Below are 18,668 nucleotides of genomic sequence, written 5' to 3'. Positions count from 1 at the left end.
GGATTCAGCAAAACTTAAAAATTGACGTAAATCACCTGAATACACAACAAACTAATTTGTAGGCTAGGCTATAGGACAGCAACAAAGACTCGTTTGTTAACGTCAGTTTTTAAAATAGTTTTTCTGAGTCTTTTAAAAAATTTACCAATAAGCTGAATCGATTTAGCTTGAAAAATAGAATGGTTTGAGGAGTGATAAGCGCTCAGCAGAAGCGGCGTTCAACTTCTCACACAGAATACATTTTTAAATTGATACCTTAAGGCTGGAGAAGCACCATGCTTAAGCTAAATAAGAACGACATTACCCTCTCGCAATCAGCGACAGATAAGTTTGAAGCAATAAAAAGTATTGCTCATAGCCTGACTGATAAAGGCCTAGTTGAGCACGGTTACGTGGAAGGCATGCTAAACCGTGAAAACCAAAACTCTACGTTTTTGGGGAACGGTATTGCCATCCCGCACGGCACGACTGACACTCGCTCAATGGTGAAAACAACGGGTGTTGCTGTGCATCACTTCCCACAAGGTGTCGACTGGGGTGATGGCAATACTGTGTTCGTCGCTATCGGCATTGCAGCTAAATCTGATGAGCACCTTGGCATTCTTAAACAGCTAACGAAAGTGCTAGGCGCTGACGGCGTAGAAGAACGCCTACGTAATGCAAAAAATGAAGACGAGATTATTGCCCTGCTCCACGGTGATGTTCAGCTTGAAGCAGACTTTGACGCCTCTTTAATTCAACTTATGTTCCCTGCGAGCGATATGCTACAAATGAGTGCTGTTGCTGGTGGTCTTTTGAAAAACACGGGCTGTGCTGATAACGAGTTCGTCGCAGATCTCGTTACCAAAACACCAACTCACTTAGGTAATGGCCTTTGGTTAATTGGCAGTGACAAACATGTCACTCGCACAGGCGTGTCATTTGTCTCGACGGCAAACGACTGCGAATATGAAGGTCAAAAAGTGCGTGCACTTGTCGCGTTTGCGGCATGTAACAATGCTCACCAGCCTATCCTAAAAACGCTTTCTCATATTGTGTTTAACAATGAGCACGGCAAGCTTTTAGATGCATCAGTAGAACAGATTCTCGCTTTGTTTAAAGGTGAAGAAGTCACAGCCGCATCTTCAGAAGAAGGCAATATCGCTGTATTTAAAATCAAAAACTCTCATGGTTTACATGCTCGTCCGGGTGCAATGTTAGTGGCGGAAGCGAAAAAATTTGAATCCACCATTCGCGTTGCCAACCTAGACGGTGATGGCAAAACAGTAAACGCGAAGAGCCTAATGAAAGTCATTGCGCTTGGCGTTAAGCACGGTCATCAACTTCAATTCACTGCGGAAGGCCCAGATGCACCACAAGCCTTGGAGTCTATCGGGAATGCTATCGCTTCTGGCCTTGGTGAAGGTTAAGGAGCCGATATGACGAACAAAACAAGTAAAGTTGTCACTATTACGCTCAACCCGGCATTGGATTTAACAGGTTCAGTAAATGAGCTAAACGTTGGTTCCGTGAGCCTAGTACAGCAAAGCAATCTCCATGCTGCAGGTAAAGGTGTCAACGTAGCAAAAGTGTTGAGCGATTTAGGCGCAGATGTCACGGTTACCGGCTTTCTCGGTAAAGATAACCCAGAGCTATTCCATCAGCTTTTCAATGACATCGGCGTCAAGAATGAGTTTGTAGAAGTACAAGGTGCCACTCGTATCAACGTCAAGCTCGTTGAGGCTAATGGCAACGTTAGTGACATTAACTTCCCTGGTGTTCAAGTAACGGCTGACGAAATTGCTCGCTTTGAGGAGACGCTATTCCGTCTCGCAAAGACTCACGATTACTTTGTGCTTGCAGGTAGCTTACCTGGAGGCGTAACCGCCGAACAATGTGCTGCGTGGATAAAAGCACTGCATCAACAAGGCAAAAAGGTGTTGTTCGACAGCAGTAAAGCCGCATTGAAATCAGGTATTGAGGCTCACCCATGGTTGATTAAGCCTAATGATGAAGAACTTGGTGATTTTGTTGGCGAACACCTAGAAACACCAGAACAATGCCAAGCCGCCGCGCAAACACTGAGTGACAAAGGCATCGAGAACATTGTTGTGTCGATGGGCGCTGACGGTGTGATGTGGCTAAACCAAGGCGAATGGCTTCGTGCACAACCCCCTCGAATGAATGTGGTAAGCACCGTTGGCGCAGGCGATACGCTAGTTGCTGGCTTGTGTTGGGGCCACATGCAACTGATGCCGAAAAACGATTTATTGCGCTTCGCTACAGCACTTTCTGCCTTGGCAGTTAGTCAAGTCGGCGTAGGGCTAACCAGTCAGGAAGAACTGGAGAACATCAAGCAGCAAACTGAAGTTAGCGAGCTTTACCCTATTACAAACTTAGAACAAAACTAAGGAACAGAAGGTTATCGTATGAATATTGCCATTATTACTGCCTGCCCGAGCGGTGTTGCAAATAGCATCCTTGCGGCAGGGTTACTAGAACAAGCAGCCGCAAAATTAACCTGGAATGCAAAAATCGAATGTCAATCAAATGTGGTTGAACCTACACTGCTGACGGAAGCTGACGTTGAACAAGCAGAAGTCATTATCATTGCGGCAAATACTAGCGTGGATACTTCTCGTTTCGTAGGGAAAAAGGTTTACCAAGCGGAAATCAGCGAAGTAACAAAAGACGCAACTGCGTTTCTTCAGCAAGCGGTTGAAAACGCCACTTTACTTGAAAAAACAACCACACTTGCAGCCCCTATCACTCCTGAAGCAACATCAGCAGCGAAGAAAATTGTCGCAATCACCGCTTGTCCTACTGGCGTTGCGCATACCTTTATGGCAGCAGAAGCGTTAGAAGAAGAAGGCAAACGCCGTGGACACCAAATCAAGGTGGAAACTCGTGGTTCAGTTGGTGCGAAAAACCAACTGACTGACCAAGACATCGCAGACGCTGATCTAGTGATCATTGCTGCAGATATAGAAGTTCCACTTGACCGCTTCAACGGCAAAAAGATGTACCGCACGAAAACAGGCCCAGCTCTGAAGAAAACAGCCGAAGAGATGGACAAAGCATTCGAGCAAGCCACGATTTACCAACATTCAGGTTCTGCAAATTCTGCTTCGGCAGCAGACGAGAAGAAAGGCGCTTACAAACACTTGATGACAGGGGTATCGCACATGCTGCCTGTGGTTGTCGCTGGTGGTTTGATCATCGCTCTATCGTTCGTGTTCGGTATTGAAGCATTTAAAGAAGAAGGCACGCTAGCAGCAGCCTTGATGAACATTGGTGGTGGCTCTGCATTCGCATTGATGATTCCTGTGCTTGCGGGTTACATCGCGTTCTCGATTGCTGACCGTCCGGGTCTGGCTCCTGGTCTTGTTGGCGGTATGCTAGCAAGTTCAACGGGTGCTGGTTTCCTTGGTGGTATCGCAGCTGGCTTCATTGCCGGTTACGCGGCGAAGCTCCTTGCGGACAAAGTAAAACTCCCACAATCGATGGAAGCGCTTAAACCAATTCTGATCATTCCATTTGTGGCAACACTGTTCACTGGCCTTGTGATGATCTACATCGTAGGTGGCCCAGTTTCAGGCATCATGAACGGCCTGACTGACTTCCTAAACAACATGGGATCTGACAGTGCAGTTCTGCTAGGTATTATCCTTGGTGCGATGATGTGTTTCGACCTAGGTGGCCCAGTAAATAAAGCCGCTTACGCATTTGGCGTCGGTCTATTGGCTTCGCAAACTTACGCGCCAATGGCAGCAATCATGGCTGCTGGTATGGTTCCTGCGCTAGGTATGGGTTTAGCGACCTTCATTGCGAAGAACAAATTTGAACAAAATGAACGTGAGGCTGGTAAAGCATCATTTGTATTGGGCCTGTGTTTCATCTCTGAAGGTGCTATTCCATTTGCCGCGAAAGATCCAATGCGTGTGATTCCATCTTGTATGGCAGGTGGCGCGCTTACTGGTGCCCTATCAATGCTGTTCGGTGCAAAATTAATGGCACCACACGGCGGTCTGTTCGTACTGTTAATCCCTAACGCCATTTCACCAGTGTTAATGTACTTAGTGGCTATCGCAGCTGGTACAGCAGTAACTGGCTTTACTTACGCTTTCTTAAAAAGAAAAGCAGAAGCCAAACAAGAAGTCGCGGCATAAACAGAATTACACCGCTTAACAATGCCACCCTCGAATTTGGCATTCAGCACCTCCCTTTAATTCCGGTTAAGGGAGGTGTTTTTTATTCCGCAGCCGGAACGGCAACAATGTCTACTTCCCCACTGTTCATATCCACGGTAGCTTTATAAGTACTATGCGGATCACCGTAATGTTTAAAGGTGAAGTGGTATACATTGGCCGGCGTCCACAAAGTTTTCGAATCAGCGGGCATAATGTCATAGCCATCTTGCTGATAAAGCTCTGTCGCCATTACATTCGCAATTGCCGCCTGCTGGTTTGAGTCACGATCCACCTTTGGCTCCAAAGAAGGGTTACTCGGGTAAGATTCACCGTTGTAACTCATGAGTCGATATGAGCCATTACTCCAAACGATGAAATCTTGCCAGCCATTGCTGTAACTATCTGCAAGTACAATAGGCGTGCGAGTGACAGACATTCGATTGATAACGTTCCCCTCGTTATCAAACATATAAGCTGCACAACCACCGCTGCCACAGAAATAACGGTCTTGTAGCAATACAATGTGTTCTGCATTGCCATCGCTGTTTAAGTCGGCGCTACCCGATATATAACGTAGATTGTCTTGTTCGAGTGAAAGCCCTTCAGGCGCTAAAACCTTGTTATCAATCCAGTTGGAGATGACTTCAGTGCTAACGCTGTTGATTTTAGGAACGGCTTGCTTAGCCTCTTCTGTAGTCATACTGTCTGTCGTAGTACAGCCGACCAAGGTGAAAGAACCGACGAAGAAGAGTCCGTGTAATACGCGCTTGTTCATGTTATCTCGCTCTTTGATGTATCGTTCCATCAGTATACGCATGATTTGCATTGCATTCGTAAGAAAATCATTAGAATCAAGTAAATGAATGGGTTGGTGTACATTGGTAAGATCAAAAAAGCCCTGAAGAAAACCTTCAGGGCTAGGCAGGAAGCTGGCAAATAGCCAGGAGTCCCTATGCAGTGGTCGGTTTTACCCTAAACAGAATCGCAAACATCACTGGCACTACAATCAGTGTCAGTACTGTAGCAAAACCAAGACCTGCCATAATCGTTATTGCCATCGATCCAAAGAAGGCATCGAAGACGAGTGGAATCATCCCCAAGATGGTCGTCAGAGCAGCCATACTTACCGGACGAACACGACTGATCGCACTATCGACAATCGCGAGGTAAGGCTCTTTCCCTGATTCCAACTCAAGGTTAATTTGATCAAGCAACACAATACCGTTTTTCAAAATCATCCCACTTAGGCTCAGCAAACCAAGGAATGCTGTAAAGCTGAACGGCATATTCATGGTAAGCAAACCAAAGGCAACACCAATGATCGCCAACGGCACGGTGAACCAAATGACCAACGGCTTTTTAATTGAGTTAAACAACAAAATAGTAATGATGAACATCAACAAGTAACCCATCGGCAACGAACCAAACAGACCTTCTTGCGCATCTTTCGATGATTCATACTCACCACCCCATGTGATTTCGTAACCTTCTGGAATATGCAGTGCCATCACTTTAGGCTGCACACGCACAAACAAGCTTGCCGCCGTGTCGTCGCTCAACACATCGTGGTCAGCGAGCACAGTTAACGTGCGCTTGCGGTCACGACGCTGAATTAGCGGCTCGCTCCAATCCAATTTAACGCCATCAATCACTTGGTCGACCGGAATATACGTTTGCAGTGATGGGCTCCAAATGGTCACGTTTTGTAGTGATTCAAAGTCCACGCGTTCTTCTTCAGGAAGGCGCGTCATAATTGGCAAAGTGTGTGTACCATCACGTAAGTAACCCAACGTGCTACCACCAAACGCCATTTGTAGTGTGCTTGAAAGATCTTCTTTCGAAATGCCCAAGCGACGAGCTTTAGACTCATTGAAAACAGGCACAAGCTCCTTAGTACGCTCTCGCCAATCGTGACGAATGTTTCGGGCACCAGGGTCGGTATGAAGGATGTCTTCAACTTGCACTGCTAAATCACGTAAAACTTGCGGATCGGGACCAGTAATACGCGCTTCGATCTTAGACGCTGGTGAAGGGCCAAATTCCATCAATTTAAATTGAAATGTCGGTGCATCAAACGTCTTCGCAAGGTTAGCGTCTAACTTGTGCAACAAACCGAACATGCTCTCACGATCAGTGGCGCGAACTTGGAACTGGGCGTACGCTTCGTAGCTTTTCTCTGGCTGGTAAGTCAGAGCGAAACGCTGCAAACCCTGCCCAATTGAAGCAGAAACAAAGTCAATATCGTCTTGCTGACGAATGTAGCTTTCCACTTCTTCGGCTTTTTTGATCGTTTCGCGGATGTCCGTACCTTCTGGCATCCACATATCAACGTAAAACATCGGCGTGTTCGATGGTGGGAAGAACTGCTGTTTTACATTACCAAATGCCAAGACAGCACCCACTAATAGCGCGACCATGCCAGCAACCGTGAGCCAACGGAATCGCAGTGCGAATTTCAGCGATGCGCCAAATACAACAAACAGCCAACCTTTATAGGGATCTTCTTCGTTGGTATTTTGGCCCTTGCCCTCTTCTTTCAACAATAGATCTGCGAGGAATGGCGTCAGCGTAATAGCGGTAATCCAGCTCAAAAATAGTGAGAAACACAGCACCCAGAATAGAGAGCCCATGAACTCACCCGTTGCATCTTGCGACAAACCGATAGGTGCAAAAGCCGTAATCGCAATGATGGTTGCGCCAAGCAAAGGCCACTGTGTTTGCTTTACAATATCGACGGCCGCTTGAACTTTAGTGCGCCCTTTTTTTAGGCCAACCAAGATGCCTTCCACGACCACAATCGCGTTATCAACCAGCATACCCAGAGCAATAATTAACGCGCCAAGAGAAATACGGTGCAGCTCGATATTGTTGTAGTTCATCAAGATGAAGGTACCGAACACCGTCAATAACAGCACGACGCCAATGATGACACCACTGCGTAATCCCATCGTAAACAGCAGAACGATGATAACGATCGCCACAGCCTCTGCTAGGCTAATCACAAACGCTTTAACGGACTCATCCACTTCATTGGCTTGGTTGTAAAAGTAGTTCATATCGATGCCAGCAGGCTTGATCGACTCAAGGCTCGCAAGCTCCGCATCCAAACGTTCGCCAACCTCAACCACGTTCACACCTGACGCAAACGAGATACCGATATTAATTGCTTTTTGACCGTTAAAGAGTACGACGTTGCTTGGCTTCTCTTGGATACCACGAGAAATCGTTGCTACATCTTTTAGACGAATTAGGTTCCCAGTGTCACGACCATGAATGATCAAGTTTTCTAGCGCTTCTACGGTGTTTAAGGTACCACTTGGACGAATGACAAGGCTTTCGCCATTGACCATCACTTCCCCTGCTGAAACCACATTATTTTGTTGGTTCAACAAGCTCGCAACCACATTCATGTCTAAGTTCAGCGCGGCAAGGCGGTCAAGAGAGATCTCAACAAACAGCATTTCTTGCTGATCGCCCGTGATATCCACTTTTCCTACGCCATCAACCAGCTCGATTTCACGAGTCAGGTAATCAGCATAGCGTTTTAGCTCGACATAATCGTAGTCATCGCCAGTGAGCATCAGCATCACGCCATAAACGTCACCGAAATCATCAATGATCTGCAAAGATTGTACGCCCTGAGGCAAAGTTGGTCGCAAGTCATTAATTTTACGGCGCATTTCATCCCAAATTTGCGGCAGTTCATCAGGACCATAGTCCATTTCCATACTGACCGTGATTTGAGACATACCATCAGAAGACGTAGAGGTAATTTTGTCTATGTAAGGGAGTTTTCGAATCTCTTTTTCTAAAGGATACGTCAGCTCTTCTTCAACCTCTTTCGACGTCGCGCCAGGGTATGTTGAAATGATCATGGCATCTTTAATCGTAAATGCCGGGTCTTCTAGTCGTCCAAGCTCCAAAAACGACGTTAGACCACCAACAGCAAGGATAATAATGAACAACCAGCTGATGACTTTATTTTTTATTGAGTACTCAGCAATGTTCATTATTGTTTATTCTCCACAACATCCACATGTTTACCTTCACGTAATTTACGTAGGTTTGAATTAATCAGAACGTCGCCTTGCTTAACTCCTGACGACACAATGGCTCCGTTGCCATTCACTTGGGAAATCATCACTGGCACCCGAGTGACAACGTCACCCTCTTTTTTCCATACAAAGAACTCATTCTCTTCACTGCCCGCTTGAAGCGCCGTTACTGGAATACTGTAACCATCGATGGAGGTAATCCCCGCCTTAACCATATCGACCAGAACACTGACGCTGGTTCCCGGTAGAATCTCTGCTTTTGGCTGTGGCATCGTCAAATACATTTCGTAAGTTTGAGTTTCGGAGTTAGGCTCACTTGTGTGCTCTAAATAGTCCAAAGCAAATGTGTCACTAATGCCGGAGAAGGTTGCTCTAGGCTTGTAACTCATGTTGTCTGAATTTGGGTCCACCATAGCGAGAACATTGTCGGAAAGCTCAATACGCACGTACACCAAATCGTTTTGATATAGGTTCAACACCGGCTCCCCAACTGCCACACGTTCAAAACGCTCTTTAAAAACGTCAGACACTTTACCGGCGAACGGGGCAAATAAACGGGTGTAGTTCAATTGATTGGTGGCGTTATAGAAATTAGCCTCTGCCAACTCTTTATTAGCCGTTAGCTCATCAAGCTCGGCCTTTGAGATCATCTGACGTGCGTGTAGGTCTTCGCCGCGTTTGAGCTGACGAATCGCCAGTGTATATTGCGCTTCTGCGTCATTTACGGCTTGCTTTTCTTTACTGTCATCCAACTTTGCGATCATTTGGCCTTGCTTAACAACGTCGCCCGCTTTCACCAACACGTGTTGAATTTCTCCCGCGCGGCGGAATGCCATAGGTGTTTGCTCTGCTGGTACAACTATTCCTTTAAAAGCTCGATATTGGCTTTGTACCGGCGCATCCACAGAAATAGTCGACACAAAAAGCGGCTGCTCGACGACAGCTTGGTTTTCATTTTTGCAACCCGTTAAAACTGCAAGCGCAATTGCAGAGATCGTAAATAGAGATCGTTTCATTAAATGCCTCCTTCACGAACCCAAGCTTTCACGACTTGTCCTTCGACCAGTCGCTCAACGCCAGCAACAACAACGTAATCATTGTTATCAAGCCCTGCTTTCACACCTCCAGAGGCATCAAGAGACACAGTGACTTTATTAACTTGCTGTGTGTTTCTGTCCATTACCCACACTTCGCCTTGCGTCTCTTTTTTGTTTACCCAAGCGGATTGAGGCAACGTCATCGCGTCCGATAGATGTTGTTTAGCTATGTGTACCTGCCCTGTCATACCTGTTAGCAAATTGCGATCTTCTGGTCGAGTAATGGTTACGATCGCCTCATAACTGTTGGTATCGACATTTGGCTGAGTCGAAATTTCTTTAAATTTTCCAGGGATACGTTTTCCTGGCTCGCTATCCATCGTCACCCACATATCGGAGTTTTGCAGTGACTCAAGTGATACGGATTCCGCATAACTGACTGGCAGTGTGAACGACACATCTAAGGTCGTGTTATCGATAAGATTCAGGATCTCTTGCTTCTCTGCGACCACTTGAAACGGGTTGACATAGGTGTATGACACGATGCCATCAAAAGGTGCGTGAATCTTGGTATAACTCAAATCTGTTTTGGCTTGTTCGTAGTTTGCCAATGCCGCTTTATATTGAGTTTCTTTCTGGTCGTACTCATCTGTACTAATCAGCTTTTTTCCATAAAGGTTTTTCGCGCGCTCCCATTGCGTTTTTGCTAACGCGAACTGAGCTTGAGAGGCGTCTAACGCAAGCTGAAGATCTTTAGGGTCTAACGTTGCAAGCACTTCACCTTTTTTTACCTCTTGGCCCATGCGAACAAGTAATTCATCGACCTCACCACCAACCTGAAAAGAAAGCTGTGCGCGATGTGTCGCATCAATACGCGCTAAAAAGGCATGCGAGTCTTCAACTTCTAGATCTTTCACCGCCAGTAATTTTACAGGTTTGATTAAAGGTTCAGACGGCTCGGAAATGGCTTTGTTACACCCAGTTAGCATGCCAGAGAGACTTAATGTCACCACAGCACCAACTAAAGTGCGCTTTAAATATTGTTTTCGCACCCGCTTTCTCCGTAGGTTTTATATATTACACAGCCGTGCAGTATATGCAGAATTTGAAATTGATCAACATATTTTCCAGGTGGAAAGCAAATTAATTAGTCAAAGCGTCCGGTTTCTGGTAAAAGTAAGCGCGTTGATTAATATTCGGGAAAATTCGAACTATGAATGAAAGAAAGCAGGGGCGTAGAAGTGCTGAAGCCGCAGAACAAACTAAGTGTCTGATCCTTAAGGTGGCAGCAGATATGTTTTGTGAACTTGGTTACGAGCGTGTCTCACTGCGCAATATCAGTGAAAAGGCTGGTGTTTCACATAGTTTGATCCGTCACCACTTCGGCAGCAAAGAGAAGATTTGGCAAGCGGTTAGCGACGCGATGGATGAATTCATGCAGTGCTATATGGCTGAATTAATCAATGAGATGCCTGAGAACACACCTTCGAATAGAAAAATTTATCTGTTCATGGTTCGCATGCTGGCATTTGCGCTCGTTAATCCTCACCCAGTACAGATGATCGCTGATGCTATTCGCCAAGGCGATGATGGTGCCCTGCTGCAGTATTTCTTAAAGTCAAAAGATGAGTTTGCTGCGATATTTACCGGAATTTTTGAGCAGTACAACAGTGAAAACCCTAATGCCCAATTTGATCAGTGGGAATCAAAGTGGCAGATGTTGATTTTTGCACATGGTGCAATCAGTCTTACTCCGATGATGCAAGAGACATGGCCTGACATCGCTGATAATCGCGAAAAAATGCTGATCAAACATTGGGAGTTGTTCAATACGATCATGGCGTCTCAGTTTGGGATTGCAAAAGAAGACATGATTCATCCGGAAAAACTTGAAGATATCGTTATCGACATGTGTTGTACAATCGACAAAGCGGTCGGATAAGGCTGCAGAAACTACGATAACTTCCAAGCGTATAAATAAAACCGATATACATAAAAATGCCGAGCTAGAAAGCTCGGCATTTTTGCTTGTTTCTTGCCTCGCGAATACGCGAAGAATGACAATAATGAGTAACCTAACCGCGGTAGTAACGTTGCGGTACAAACGGCATTTTCTCAACCGTCATTGGTAGCATTTTACCGCGTACTTCAGCGAACAATTCGGTACCAATCGCAGCAAGATCAGCACGCACATAACCCATTGAGACAGGCTTACCTGCATTTGGACCCGCAGTGCCGCTGGTGACAACGCCAATTTTAACGCCATCAGCATCAAACAATTCCGCGCCTTCACGTACTGGTGCTTTAGTTTGGCCAACTAAACCGACACGCTTGCGCGCCACATCTTTGGTCTCGATCTGCTTAAGAATAATATCCGCACCTGGGAAACCACCTTCACGTTCACCGCCGATACGACGAACCTTTTGGATGCCCCATAACAAGCTCGCTTCTACAGGCGTAGTTGTTGTATCTAAGTCATGACCGTATAGGCAAAGACCACACTCAAGACGAAGTGAATCACGAGCACCAAGGCCAATCCATTCAACTTCCTCTTCTGCGGTCAGTTTACGTGCTAGTTCTTCTGCCTTGTCAGCAGGAACCGAGATCTCGTAACCATCTTCGCCAGTGTAGCCACTACGAGAAACAATGCATTCGGCGCCTAAAATATCGACTTTACGAATATCCATGAACAGCATGTCAGAAACTTCTGGGGCAAAACGCGCCAATACAGCTGCCGCTTTAGGGCCTTGGATCGCAAGCAGAGCACGGTCTTCAATAATTTCTAACTCAACACCAGATGGCAAATGCGATTGTAGGTGTGCAATGTCTTGTTCTTTGCATGCCGCGTTCACAACCACAAAAAGATGATCGCCTAGGTTCGCTACCATCAAGTCATCCATGATGCCGCCCTCTTCATTAGTGAAGAACGCATAACGCTGTTTACCAGACTCAAGATCCACAATATCTACTGGCACTAATGTTTCTAGGAACGCAGCTGCACCGTCACCAATTAGGCGAAGTTGTCCCATATGAGAAACATCAAACAGACCTGCCGCATCACGAGTGTGTAAGTGTTCCTTTTTTACGCCTAGAGGATACTGAACAGGCATATCGTAACCCGCGAACGGGACCATTTTGGCACCAACTTCAACGTGAAGTGCGTGTAGTGGTGTTTTCAGTAGTTCTTGAGTCATTTTCGTCTCCATTTAGATAGACCCGAGAATGCTATCGGCATTCGATGTGTTTCCAATAATAAACACGGCTCATTCTATTTTGCACGAACAAGACGTAGATCGACTTGCAAAAGTGTGACTCTTAACATTTTAATCACAACAAATCGTACAAAAAAAGCGCTTTAATGAGTGTGTTCTCATCAAAAAAGCGCCTTTTCATCATAACGACCACCGACAGCAATCGTTTGCTTTCACTATAGGAAATTTACAATTATTTATCACTATTTGGCTGTCACCCACAAAATGTGCGCATCTTCCTCGCTAACACTGGTCAACATATGTCCCATGTTCGCATCGTAATAGACGCTGTCGCCCTCGCTTAGAACCACAGGTTCGTAGAACTCAGAATAGAACATGACCTCACCAGATAAGATAAGCAGAAATTCTTCGCCATCATGACGAACCCAGTCTTTGTATTCATCAAAACTGCGAGCACGAATTTGGCTCTTAAACGGCATCATTTTCTTATTGGAAAGTTGAGTAGCGAGCAGTTCATGTTCATAGGTTTGCGTTGGGTGTGGTTTGCCTTCATTCTTCTTGGTAACATCCCTACGCCCTGTCGCAACCTTTTTTCTAGGTGGCTCAAAGAGTTGCGGAATATCAATTTGTAAGCCAAGCGCCAATTTTTGCATTGCTTGAAATGTCGGAGAAATCTGCTCATTTTCTATTTTACTCAGTGTAGAACGAGCAAGCCCTGTTCGCTGACTGGCTTCTTCTAGTGTAATACCAAGTTTTGAGCGGATATCCTTGATACGCTGACCCAGCTTTAATGGCTCGATATTTTGATCATTTTGCTCTTTCGCTAACGTCATCGATGGGTATTCATCGTAAATACTTTCTGCCATAAATCCCTCTATAGATATCCTTATTTTTGTCCTATTAGCATTGTGCATGAAGCACATAGTGGATAAAAGTCCACCAAGTGAATTAAACCGTGCTCTTGTTAACAATTTTTGAAATCTTGTTTCCTATAGGAAATTTTTGGTTGATTGTTCCCGCTGCAGGCGCTATGTTACCAACTTGTTAGATGTAGAGATGCATATTTCCGTAAGAGATTGGTAAAGGAAACACGCAATCCGACGGAGTTTTTGCCCACATTTAGGGCCGGATGTTCACTCTGTTCTGCTATGCAGTTCAGCTGTTTTGAGGACAAATGAACCACAACCGCAAATCATAATTCATCTATTGCGGGTTCATTTTAAGATTTGGAAGGTCAACTACCATGAATAAGAGTTACCCTAACCACAGCTTGGAAAACTTTTTCTCTACCAACCTCTCTGCGACAGATGATGCTGTCTTTGCTGGAATTCAGGCGGAATCCGCTCGCCAAAACGAACAAATCGAACTTATCGCTTCTGAGAACATTGTTTCTAAAGCGGTAATGCAAGCTCAAGGCACATGCCTAACAAACAAATACGCTGAAGGTTATCCAGGTCGTCGTTACTACGGTGGTTGTGAGCACGTAGATACAGTGGAAGCCATTGCCATCGAACGTGCGAAAAAACTTTTTAATTGCGAATACGCAAACGTTCAACCTCACTCAGGCGCTCAAGCAAATGGTGCGGTGAAACTGGCTCTTCTTCAACCAGGCGACACCATTCTTGGCATGTCTTTGGACGCTGGTGGCCACCTAACACACGGTGCACGCCCAGCACTTTCTGGTAAATGGTTTAACGCAGTTCAATACGGCGTTGATCGCGAAACACTGGAAATCAACTACGACGACGTTCGTGCACTTGCAGTAGAACACAAACCAAAGATGATCATCGCAGGTGGCAGTGCTATTCCACGCGTTATCGATTTTGCTAAGTTCCGTGAAATCGCTGACGAAGTTGGCGCAATTCTTATGGTCGATATGGCGCACATTGCTGGCCTTATCGCAACAGGTGCACACCCTAGCCCATTGCCACATGCGCATGTTGTGACAACCACAACACACAAAACATTGCGTGGCCCTCGCGGCGGTATGATCCTGACTAACCACGAAGACATCATTAAGAAAATCAACTCCGCCGTATTCCCTGGCCTACAAGGCGGCCCACTGATGCACGTTATCGCAGCAAAAGCGGTTGCATTTGGAGAAGCACTTGGCCCTGAATTTAAAACTTATATTGATTCGGTGATCAATAACGCAAAAGTCCTAGCGGAAGTATTGCAAACTCGCGGTTGCGACATCGTAACTGGTGGCACAGACACGCACCTAATGCTGGTTGACCTTCGCCCTAAAGGCTTGAAAGGCAACAAAGCAGAAGAAGCTCTAGAACGTGCTGGGATCACATGTAATAAAAATGGCATCCCATTCGATACAGAGAAGCCTATGATTACATCGGGCATCCGTTTAGGAACGCCTGCGGGTACAAGCCGCGGCTTTGGCGCTGAAGAATTCAAACTCATCGGTAATTGGATTGGTGACGTGCTGGATGGTTTGGTGAACAACCCAGAAGGTGACGCAGACGTTGAAAAACGCGTTCGCAAAGAAGTAAAAGAACTTTGCAGTCGCTTCCCTCTTTACCAATAAACGATTTTTTTAAAAATCACAATAATTCCTGACAAGTTATTTGGAGATTAAGCAATGGACAAAACACTGAAGTTTACAGATAGCCACGAGTGGGTACGTGACAACGGTGACGGCACAGTAACACTTGGTATTTCTGAGCATGCGCAAGAAATGTTGGGTGACGTAGTATTCGTTGACCTACCAGACGTAGAAGATGAAGTAGAAGCAGGTGAAAGCTTCTCTTTGGTTGAGTCTGTAAAAGCAGCGTCAGATATCTACTCTCCTGTTACCGGTGAAATCGTAGAAATCAACGAAGAACTAGAAGACAGCCCAGAGCTAATCAACGAAGAACCGTACGAAGGTGGTTGGATTGTGAAAGTGAAGCTTTCAAACCCATCTGAGTTGGATGACTTAAAAGACGCGGAAGAATACCTAAACTCTATCGAAGAAGAGTAATTAGGATGTGACGAAAGCTGTTCCCTAGCCTGTTTAGAGAGCAGCTTTTTTTCTAGGTTCGGACGTATAATTAAATGTGTCACTAAAGACCATTTCCGTTACCCGAGCCAAGGAGTAGGTAAAGGACAATGACTGAATTACTTCAAAGCCTCAGCACACAAAATGAGTTCGTTGGACGCCACAACGGACCAAGCAAATCAGACCAACAAAAAATGTTGGATGCCATCAACGCGGTAAGCCTTGACGCCCTCATCGAAGAAACCGTGCCTGCACAAATTCGCCTAGAACAACCAATGACGTTGGCAGAAGCGAAAAGCGAAGCAGACATGCTAGTGACGATGAAGCAGTTTGCTAAACAAAACCAAATTAAACGTACATTCATTGGCCAGGGCTACTACAACACGTTTACTCCAAACGTCATTCTACGTAACGTGCTAGAAAACCCTGGCTGGTATACCGCTTACACACCTTACCAACCTGAAATTTCTCAAGGTCGCTTGGAAGCCCTTTTAAACTTCCAACAAATGATCATCGACCTAACTGGTATGGAAATCGCGAACGCCTCATTGCTAGACGAAGCAACAGCGGCAGCAGAAGCAATGACTCTGTGTAAGCGCGCAGGTAAGAGCAAGAGCAACGTATTCTTTGTGGCTGACGATGTTCACCCACAAACGCTAGAAGTAGTAAAAACTCGTGCAAAATTCATCGGCTTTGAAGTTCTGGTTGGTTCGCTAGAATCCCTACCAGAGCAAGACGTGTTCGGCGCATTAGTTCAATACCCAAGCACAACAGGTGAAGTTCGTGACCTAACGGACATCATCGCAAAAGCGCAAGCAAACAAAACGCTTGTCACTGTTGCGACTGACCTGCTTGCTTCTACCCTATTGAAACCTGCTGGTGAAATGGGCGCAGACGTAGCAATCGGTTCTGCACAACGTTTTGGCGTTCCTATGGGTTACGGCGGTCCACACGCGGCATTCATGGCAACGCGTGACAAACACAAGCGTACCATGCCAGGTCGTGTGATCGGTGTTTCTATCGATACTAACGGTAACCAAGCACTGCGCATGGCAATGCAAACTCGTGAGCAGCATATCCGCCGCGAAAAAGCGACATCGAACATCTGTACCGCTCAAGCATTGCTAGCGAACATGGCATCTTTCTACGCGGTTTACCACGGCGCAGAAGGTCTACGCACTATTGCTCGCCGTACACACCATATGACTGCGATTATCGCCGCTGGCCTAACCAAAGGCGGCTTTGAACTTGCTCATAACAGCTTCTTCGATACCATCACCATCAACACAGGTTCAAAAACAGAAGAGCTTTACGCAAAAGCACTTTCAGCAGACATCAACCTACGTCTACTACCTGGCAAGCTAGGTATTAGCTGTGACGAAACAACCACGGTCGCTGATGTAGAAGCACTATTTGCAGTCTTTGGTGTAAAAGAAGACGTAGCAGCACTATCGACGGAAATCGCAGGCAACGAGTTTGCGGCAATTCCAGAAGCGCTACGCCGCACAACAGAATACCTGACTCACCCTGTATTCAATACGCACCATAGCGAAACGCAAATGATGCGTTACCTGAAACAGCTAGAGAACAAAGACTTCTCGCTAACGCACGGCATGATCCCACTAGGCAGCTGTACGATGAAGCTGAACGCAGCAGCAGAGATGATCCCAATCACTTGGCCTGAGTTTGGTTCTATCCACCCATTCGCGCCAGCAGAACAAGCGGCAGGCTATGCAGCACTAGCGAAAGATCTAAAAGAGAAGCTTTGTGAGATCACAGGCTACGACGCATTCTCACTTCAGCCAAACTCTGGTGCATCTGGTGAGTACGCAGGTCTTATCGCGATTCAACGCTACCACGAAAGCCGTGGCGAAGGTCACCGCAACGTATGTTTGATCCCGAGCTCTGCGCACGGTACAAACCCTGCGACGGCGTCTATGGTGTCAATGAAAGTTGTGGTTGTTAAGTGTGATGAAGAAGGCAACATCGACATCGACGACCTAGCAGCGAAAATCGAGAAGCACAAAGACAACCTATCAAGCATTATGATCACTTACCCTTCTACGCACGGCGTTTACGAAGAGAAAGTGAAAGAAGTGTGTGAAATGGTTCATGCCGCTGGCGGTCAGGTTTACCTAGACGGCGCTAATATGAACGCGCAGGTTGGTCTAACATCACCAGGCTTCATCGGTTCAGACGTTTCTCACCTAAACCTACACAAAACCTTCTGTATCCCACATGGTGGTGGCGGTCCGGGTATGGGTCCTATCGGTGTGAAATCTCACCTAGCGCCTTTCCTACCTGGCCATATTGAAGACGGCGTAGAAGGCGAAGATTTTGCAGTATCAGCAGCAGATATGGGTAGCGCTTCTATCCTACCTATCTCTTGGGCTTACATCGCAATGATGGGCGAAGCAGGCCTAACAGATGCAACAAAAGTAGCAATTCTGAACGCAAACTACGTGATGGAAACACTTCGCCAACACTACCCTGTTCTTTATCGTGGCAAAAATGGTCGTGTAGCGCACGAATGTATTATCGACATTCGTCCACTGAAAGAAGAAACAGGCATCAGCGAAGAAGACATTGCGAAGCGTCTAATGGACTACGGTTTCCACGCACCAACTATGTCGTTCCCTGTAGCGGGCACGCTAATGGTTGAGCCAACGGAATCGGAAGATCTAGAAGAGCTAGACCGCTTCTGTGATGCGATGATCGCTATCCGCGAAGAAATGGAAAAAGTGAAAAACGGTGAATGGCCACTGGATAACAACCCACTTGTTAACGCACCACACACGCAAGTTGACCTTTCTGCTGAAGAGTGGGACCGTCCTTACTCTCGCGAGCTTGGTTGCTTCCCTTCTAAAGCGACCAAATCTTGGAAGTACTGGCCAACAGTAAACCGCGTAGATAACGTATACGGCGACCGTAACCTAATCTGTTCATGCCCAAGCATCGATAACTACGAAGATTAATTTTTGTAGTCTCTAAATCGACAAAGGCGAACCGTTTGGTTCGCCTTTTTGTTTTTGGTGTGCCGCCCTAACATTTGTTGATACATCGTAGAGGAATGATGGCTAGTTATTGTTTGCACAAAAGTGATTTAGAAATATTGTGACTTCTGAGAACCTTTGAATTAGCACTAATATCTCAGAACCTTAAAAGCTTGTTGGAAACTCCTCATGAACACTATGTTATGCAGG

13 protein-coding genes are annotated in these 18,668 nt (G+C 46.0%); 7 read left to right on the top strand and 6 right to left on the bottom strand.

Going from position 1 to position 18,668, the window contains the following annotated elements; all coding sequences use genetic code 11:
* Window positions 1-275: 275 nt before the first annotated feature.
* Genes fruB through fruA form a run of 3 tightly spaced genes read left to right on the top strand, consistent with a single transcriptional unit; the run spans window position 276 to window position 4,148 of the window.
* On the top strand, window positions 276-1,409 hold the full coding sequence (gene fruB / locus L3V30_RS16040) for a fused PTS fructose transporter subunit IIA/HPr protein (protein WP_237309293.1): 1,134 nt from the start codon (window positions 276-278) through the stop codon (window positions 1,407-1,409).
* A 9-nt stretch (window positions 1,410-1,418) separates the two neighbouring features.
* Window positions 1,419-2,390 carry a 1-phosphofructokinase gene (gene pfkB / locus L3V30_RS16035; protein WP_237309292.1) on the top strand — a complete coding sequence of 324 codons (972 nt, stop codon included), beginning with the start codon at window positions 1,419-1,421 and terminating at the stop codon, window positions 2,388-2,390.
* Between the two features lie 18 nt (window positions 2,391-2,408).
* Window positions 2,409-4,148 carry a PTS fructose transporter subunit IIBC gene (fruA, locus tag L3V30_RS16030; protein WP_237309291.1) on the top strand — a complete coding sequence of 580 codons (1,740 nt, stop codon included), beginning with the start codon at window positions 2,409-2,411 and terminating at the stop codon, window positions 4,146-4,148.
* 82 nt (window positions 4,149-4,230) lie between these two features.
* Here fruA and L3V30_RS16025 read toward each other — a convergent pair whose 3' ends face one another.
* The 4 genes from L3V30_RS16025 to L3V30_RS16010 all read right to left on the bottom strand — a co-directional run bounded on the left by L3V30_RS16025 (window position 4,231) and on the right by L3V30_RS16010 (window position 10,313).
* Window positions 4,231-4,944: a hypothetical protein gene (locus L3V30_RS16025; protein ID WP_046876062.1), complete on the bottom strand. Its 714-nt coding sequence runs from the start codon at window positions 4,942-4,944 to the stop codon at window positions 4,231-4,233.
* A 175-nt stretch (window positions 4,945-5,119) separates the two neighbouring features.
* On the bottom strand, window positions 5,120-8,179 hold the full coding sequence (locus L3V30_RS16020; RefSeq protein ID WP_237309290.1) for an efflux RND transporter permease subunit: 3,060 nt from the start codon (window positions 8,177-8,179) through the stop codon (window positions 5,120-5,122).
* The gene (locus L3V30_RS16015) at window positions 8,179-9,240 is read right to left on the bottom strand and encodes an efflux RND transporter periplasmic adaptor subunit (RefSeq protein WP_048625001.1); all 1,062 of its coding nucleotides are present in this window, start codon (window positions 9,238-9,240) and stop codon (window positions 8,179-8,181) included. Before L3V30_RS16015 ends, L3V30_RS16020 begins: the two co-directional genes overlap by 1 nt.
* The gene (locus L3V30_RS16010; RefSeq protein WP_074190630.1) at window positions 9,240-10,313 is read right to left on the bottom strand and encodes an efflux RND transporter periplasmic adaptor subunit; all 1,074 of its coding nucleotides are present in this window, start codon (window positions 10,311-10,313) and stop codon (window positions 9,240-9,242) included. The genes L3V30_RS16015 and L3V30_RS16010 overlap by 1 nt, the downstream gene beginning before the upstream one ends.
* 161 nt (window positions 10,314-10,474) lie before the next feature.
* Between L3V30_RS16010 and vdeR the strand changes: the two genes are divergently transcribed.
* The gene (vdeR, locus tag L3V30_RS16005; protein WP_006742273.1) at window positions 10,475-11,203 is read left to right on the top strand and encodes an efflux transporter transcriptional repressor VdeR; all 729 of its coding nucleotides are present in this window, start codon (window positions 10,475-10,477) and stop codon (window positions 11,201-11,203) included.
* A gap of 133 nt (window positions 11,204-11,336) precedes the next feature.
* Here vdeR and gcvT read toward each other — a convergent pair whose 3' ends face one another.
* Window positions 11,337-12,455, bottom strand: coding sequence for a glycine cleavage system aminomethyltransferase GcvT (gcvT, locus tag L3V30_RS16000; protein ID WP_167427466.1), 1,119 nt, complete (start codon window positions 12,453-12,455; stop codon window positions 11,337-11,339).
* A gap of 260 nt (window positions 12,456-12,715) precedes the next feature.
* A complete protein-coding gene (locus L3V30_RS15995; protein WP_237309289.1) occupies window positions 12,716-13,339 on the bottom strand; it encodes an XRE family transcriptional regulator in 624 nt (207 codons plus the stop codon).
* A gap of 377 nt (window positions 13,340-13,716) precedes the next feature.
* On the opposite strand from L3V30_RS15995, the gene L3V30_RS15990 reads away from it, so the two are divergent.
* From L3V30_RS15990 to gcvP, 3 genes are all read left to right on the top strand, one after another.
* Complete coding sequence (locus L3V30_RS15990; RefSeq protein ID WP_005395177.1) at window positions 13,717-15,012, top strand: serine hydroxymethyltransferase; 1,296 nt, start codon at window positions 13,717-13,719, stop codon at window positions 15,010-15,012.
* Between the two features lie 54 nt (window positions 15,013-15,066).
* On the top strand, window positions 15,067-15,447 hold the full coding sequence (gcvH, locus tag L3V30_RS15985; protein ID WP_046876056.1) for a glycine cleavage system protein GcvH: 381 nt from the start codon (window positions 15,067-15,069) through the stop codon (window positions 15,445-15,447).
* 128 nt (window positions 15,448-15,575) lie between these two features.
* Window positions 15,576-18,440 (top strand): aminomethyl-transferring glycine dehydrogenase, encoded by a 2,865-nt coding sequence (gene gcvP, locus L3V30_RS15980; RefSeq protein ID WP_237309288.1) that lies wholly within the window; start codon window positions 15,576-15,578, stop codon window positions 18,438-18,440.
* Window positions 18,441-18,668 lie beyond the last annotated feature (228 nt).

The sequence above is a fragment of the Vibrio sp. A1-1 genome (assembly GCF_021728175.1).
Taxonomy (GTDB): domain Bacteria; phylum Pseudomonadota; class Gammaproteobacteria; order Enterobacterales; family Vibrionaceae; genus Vibrio; species Vibrio diabolicus.
The sequence above is the reverse complement of the archived record's forward strand: the minus strand, read 5'-3'. Positions and strand labels throughout refer to the sequence as shown.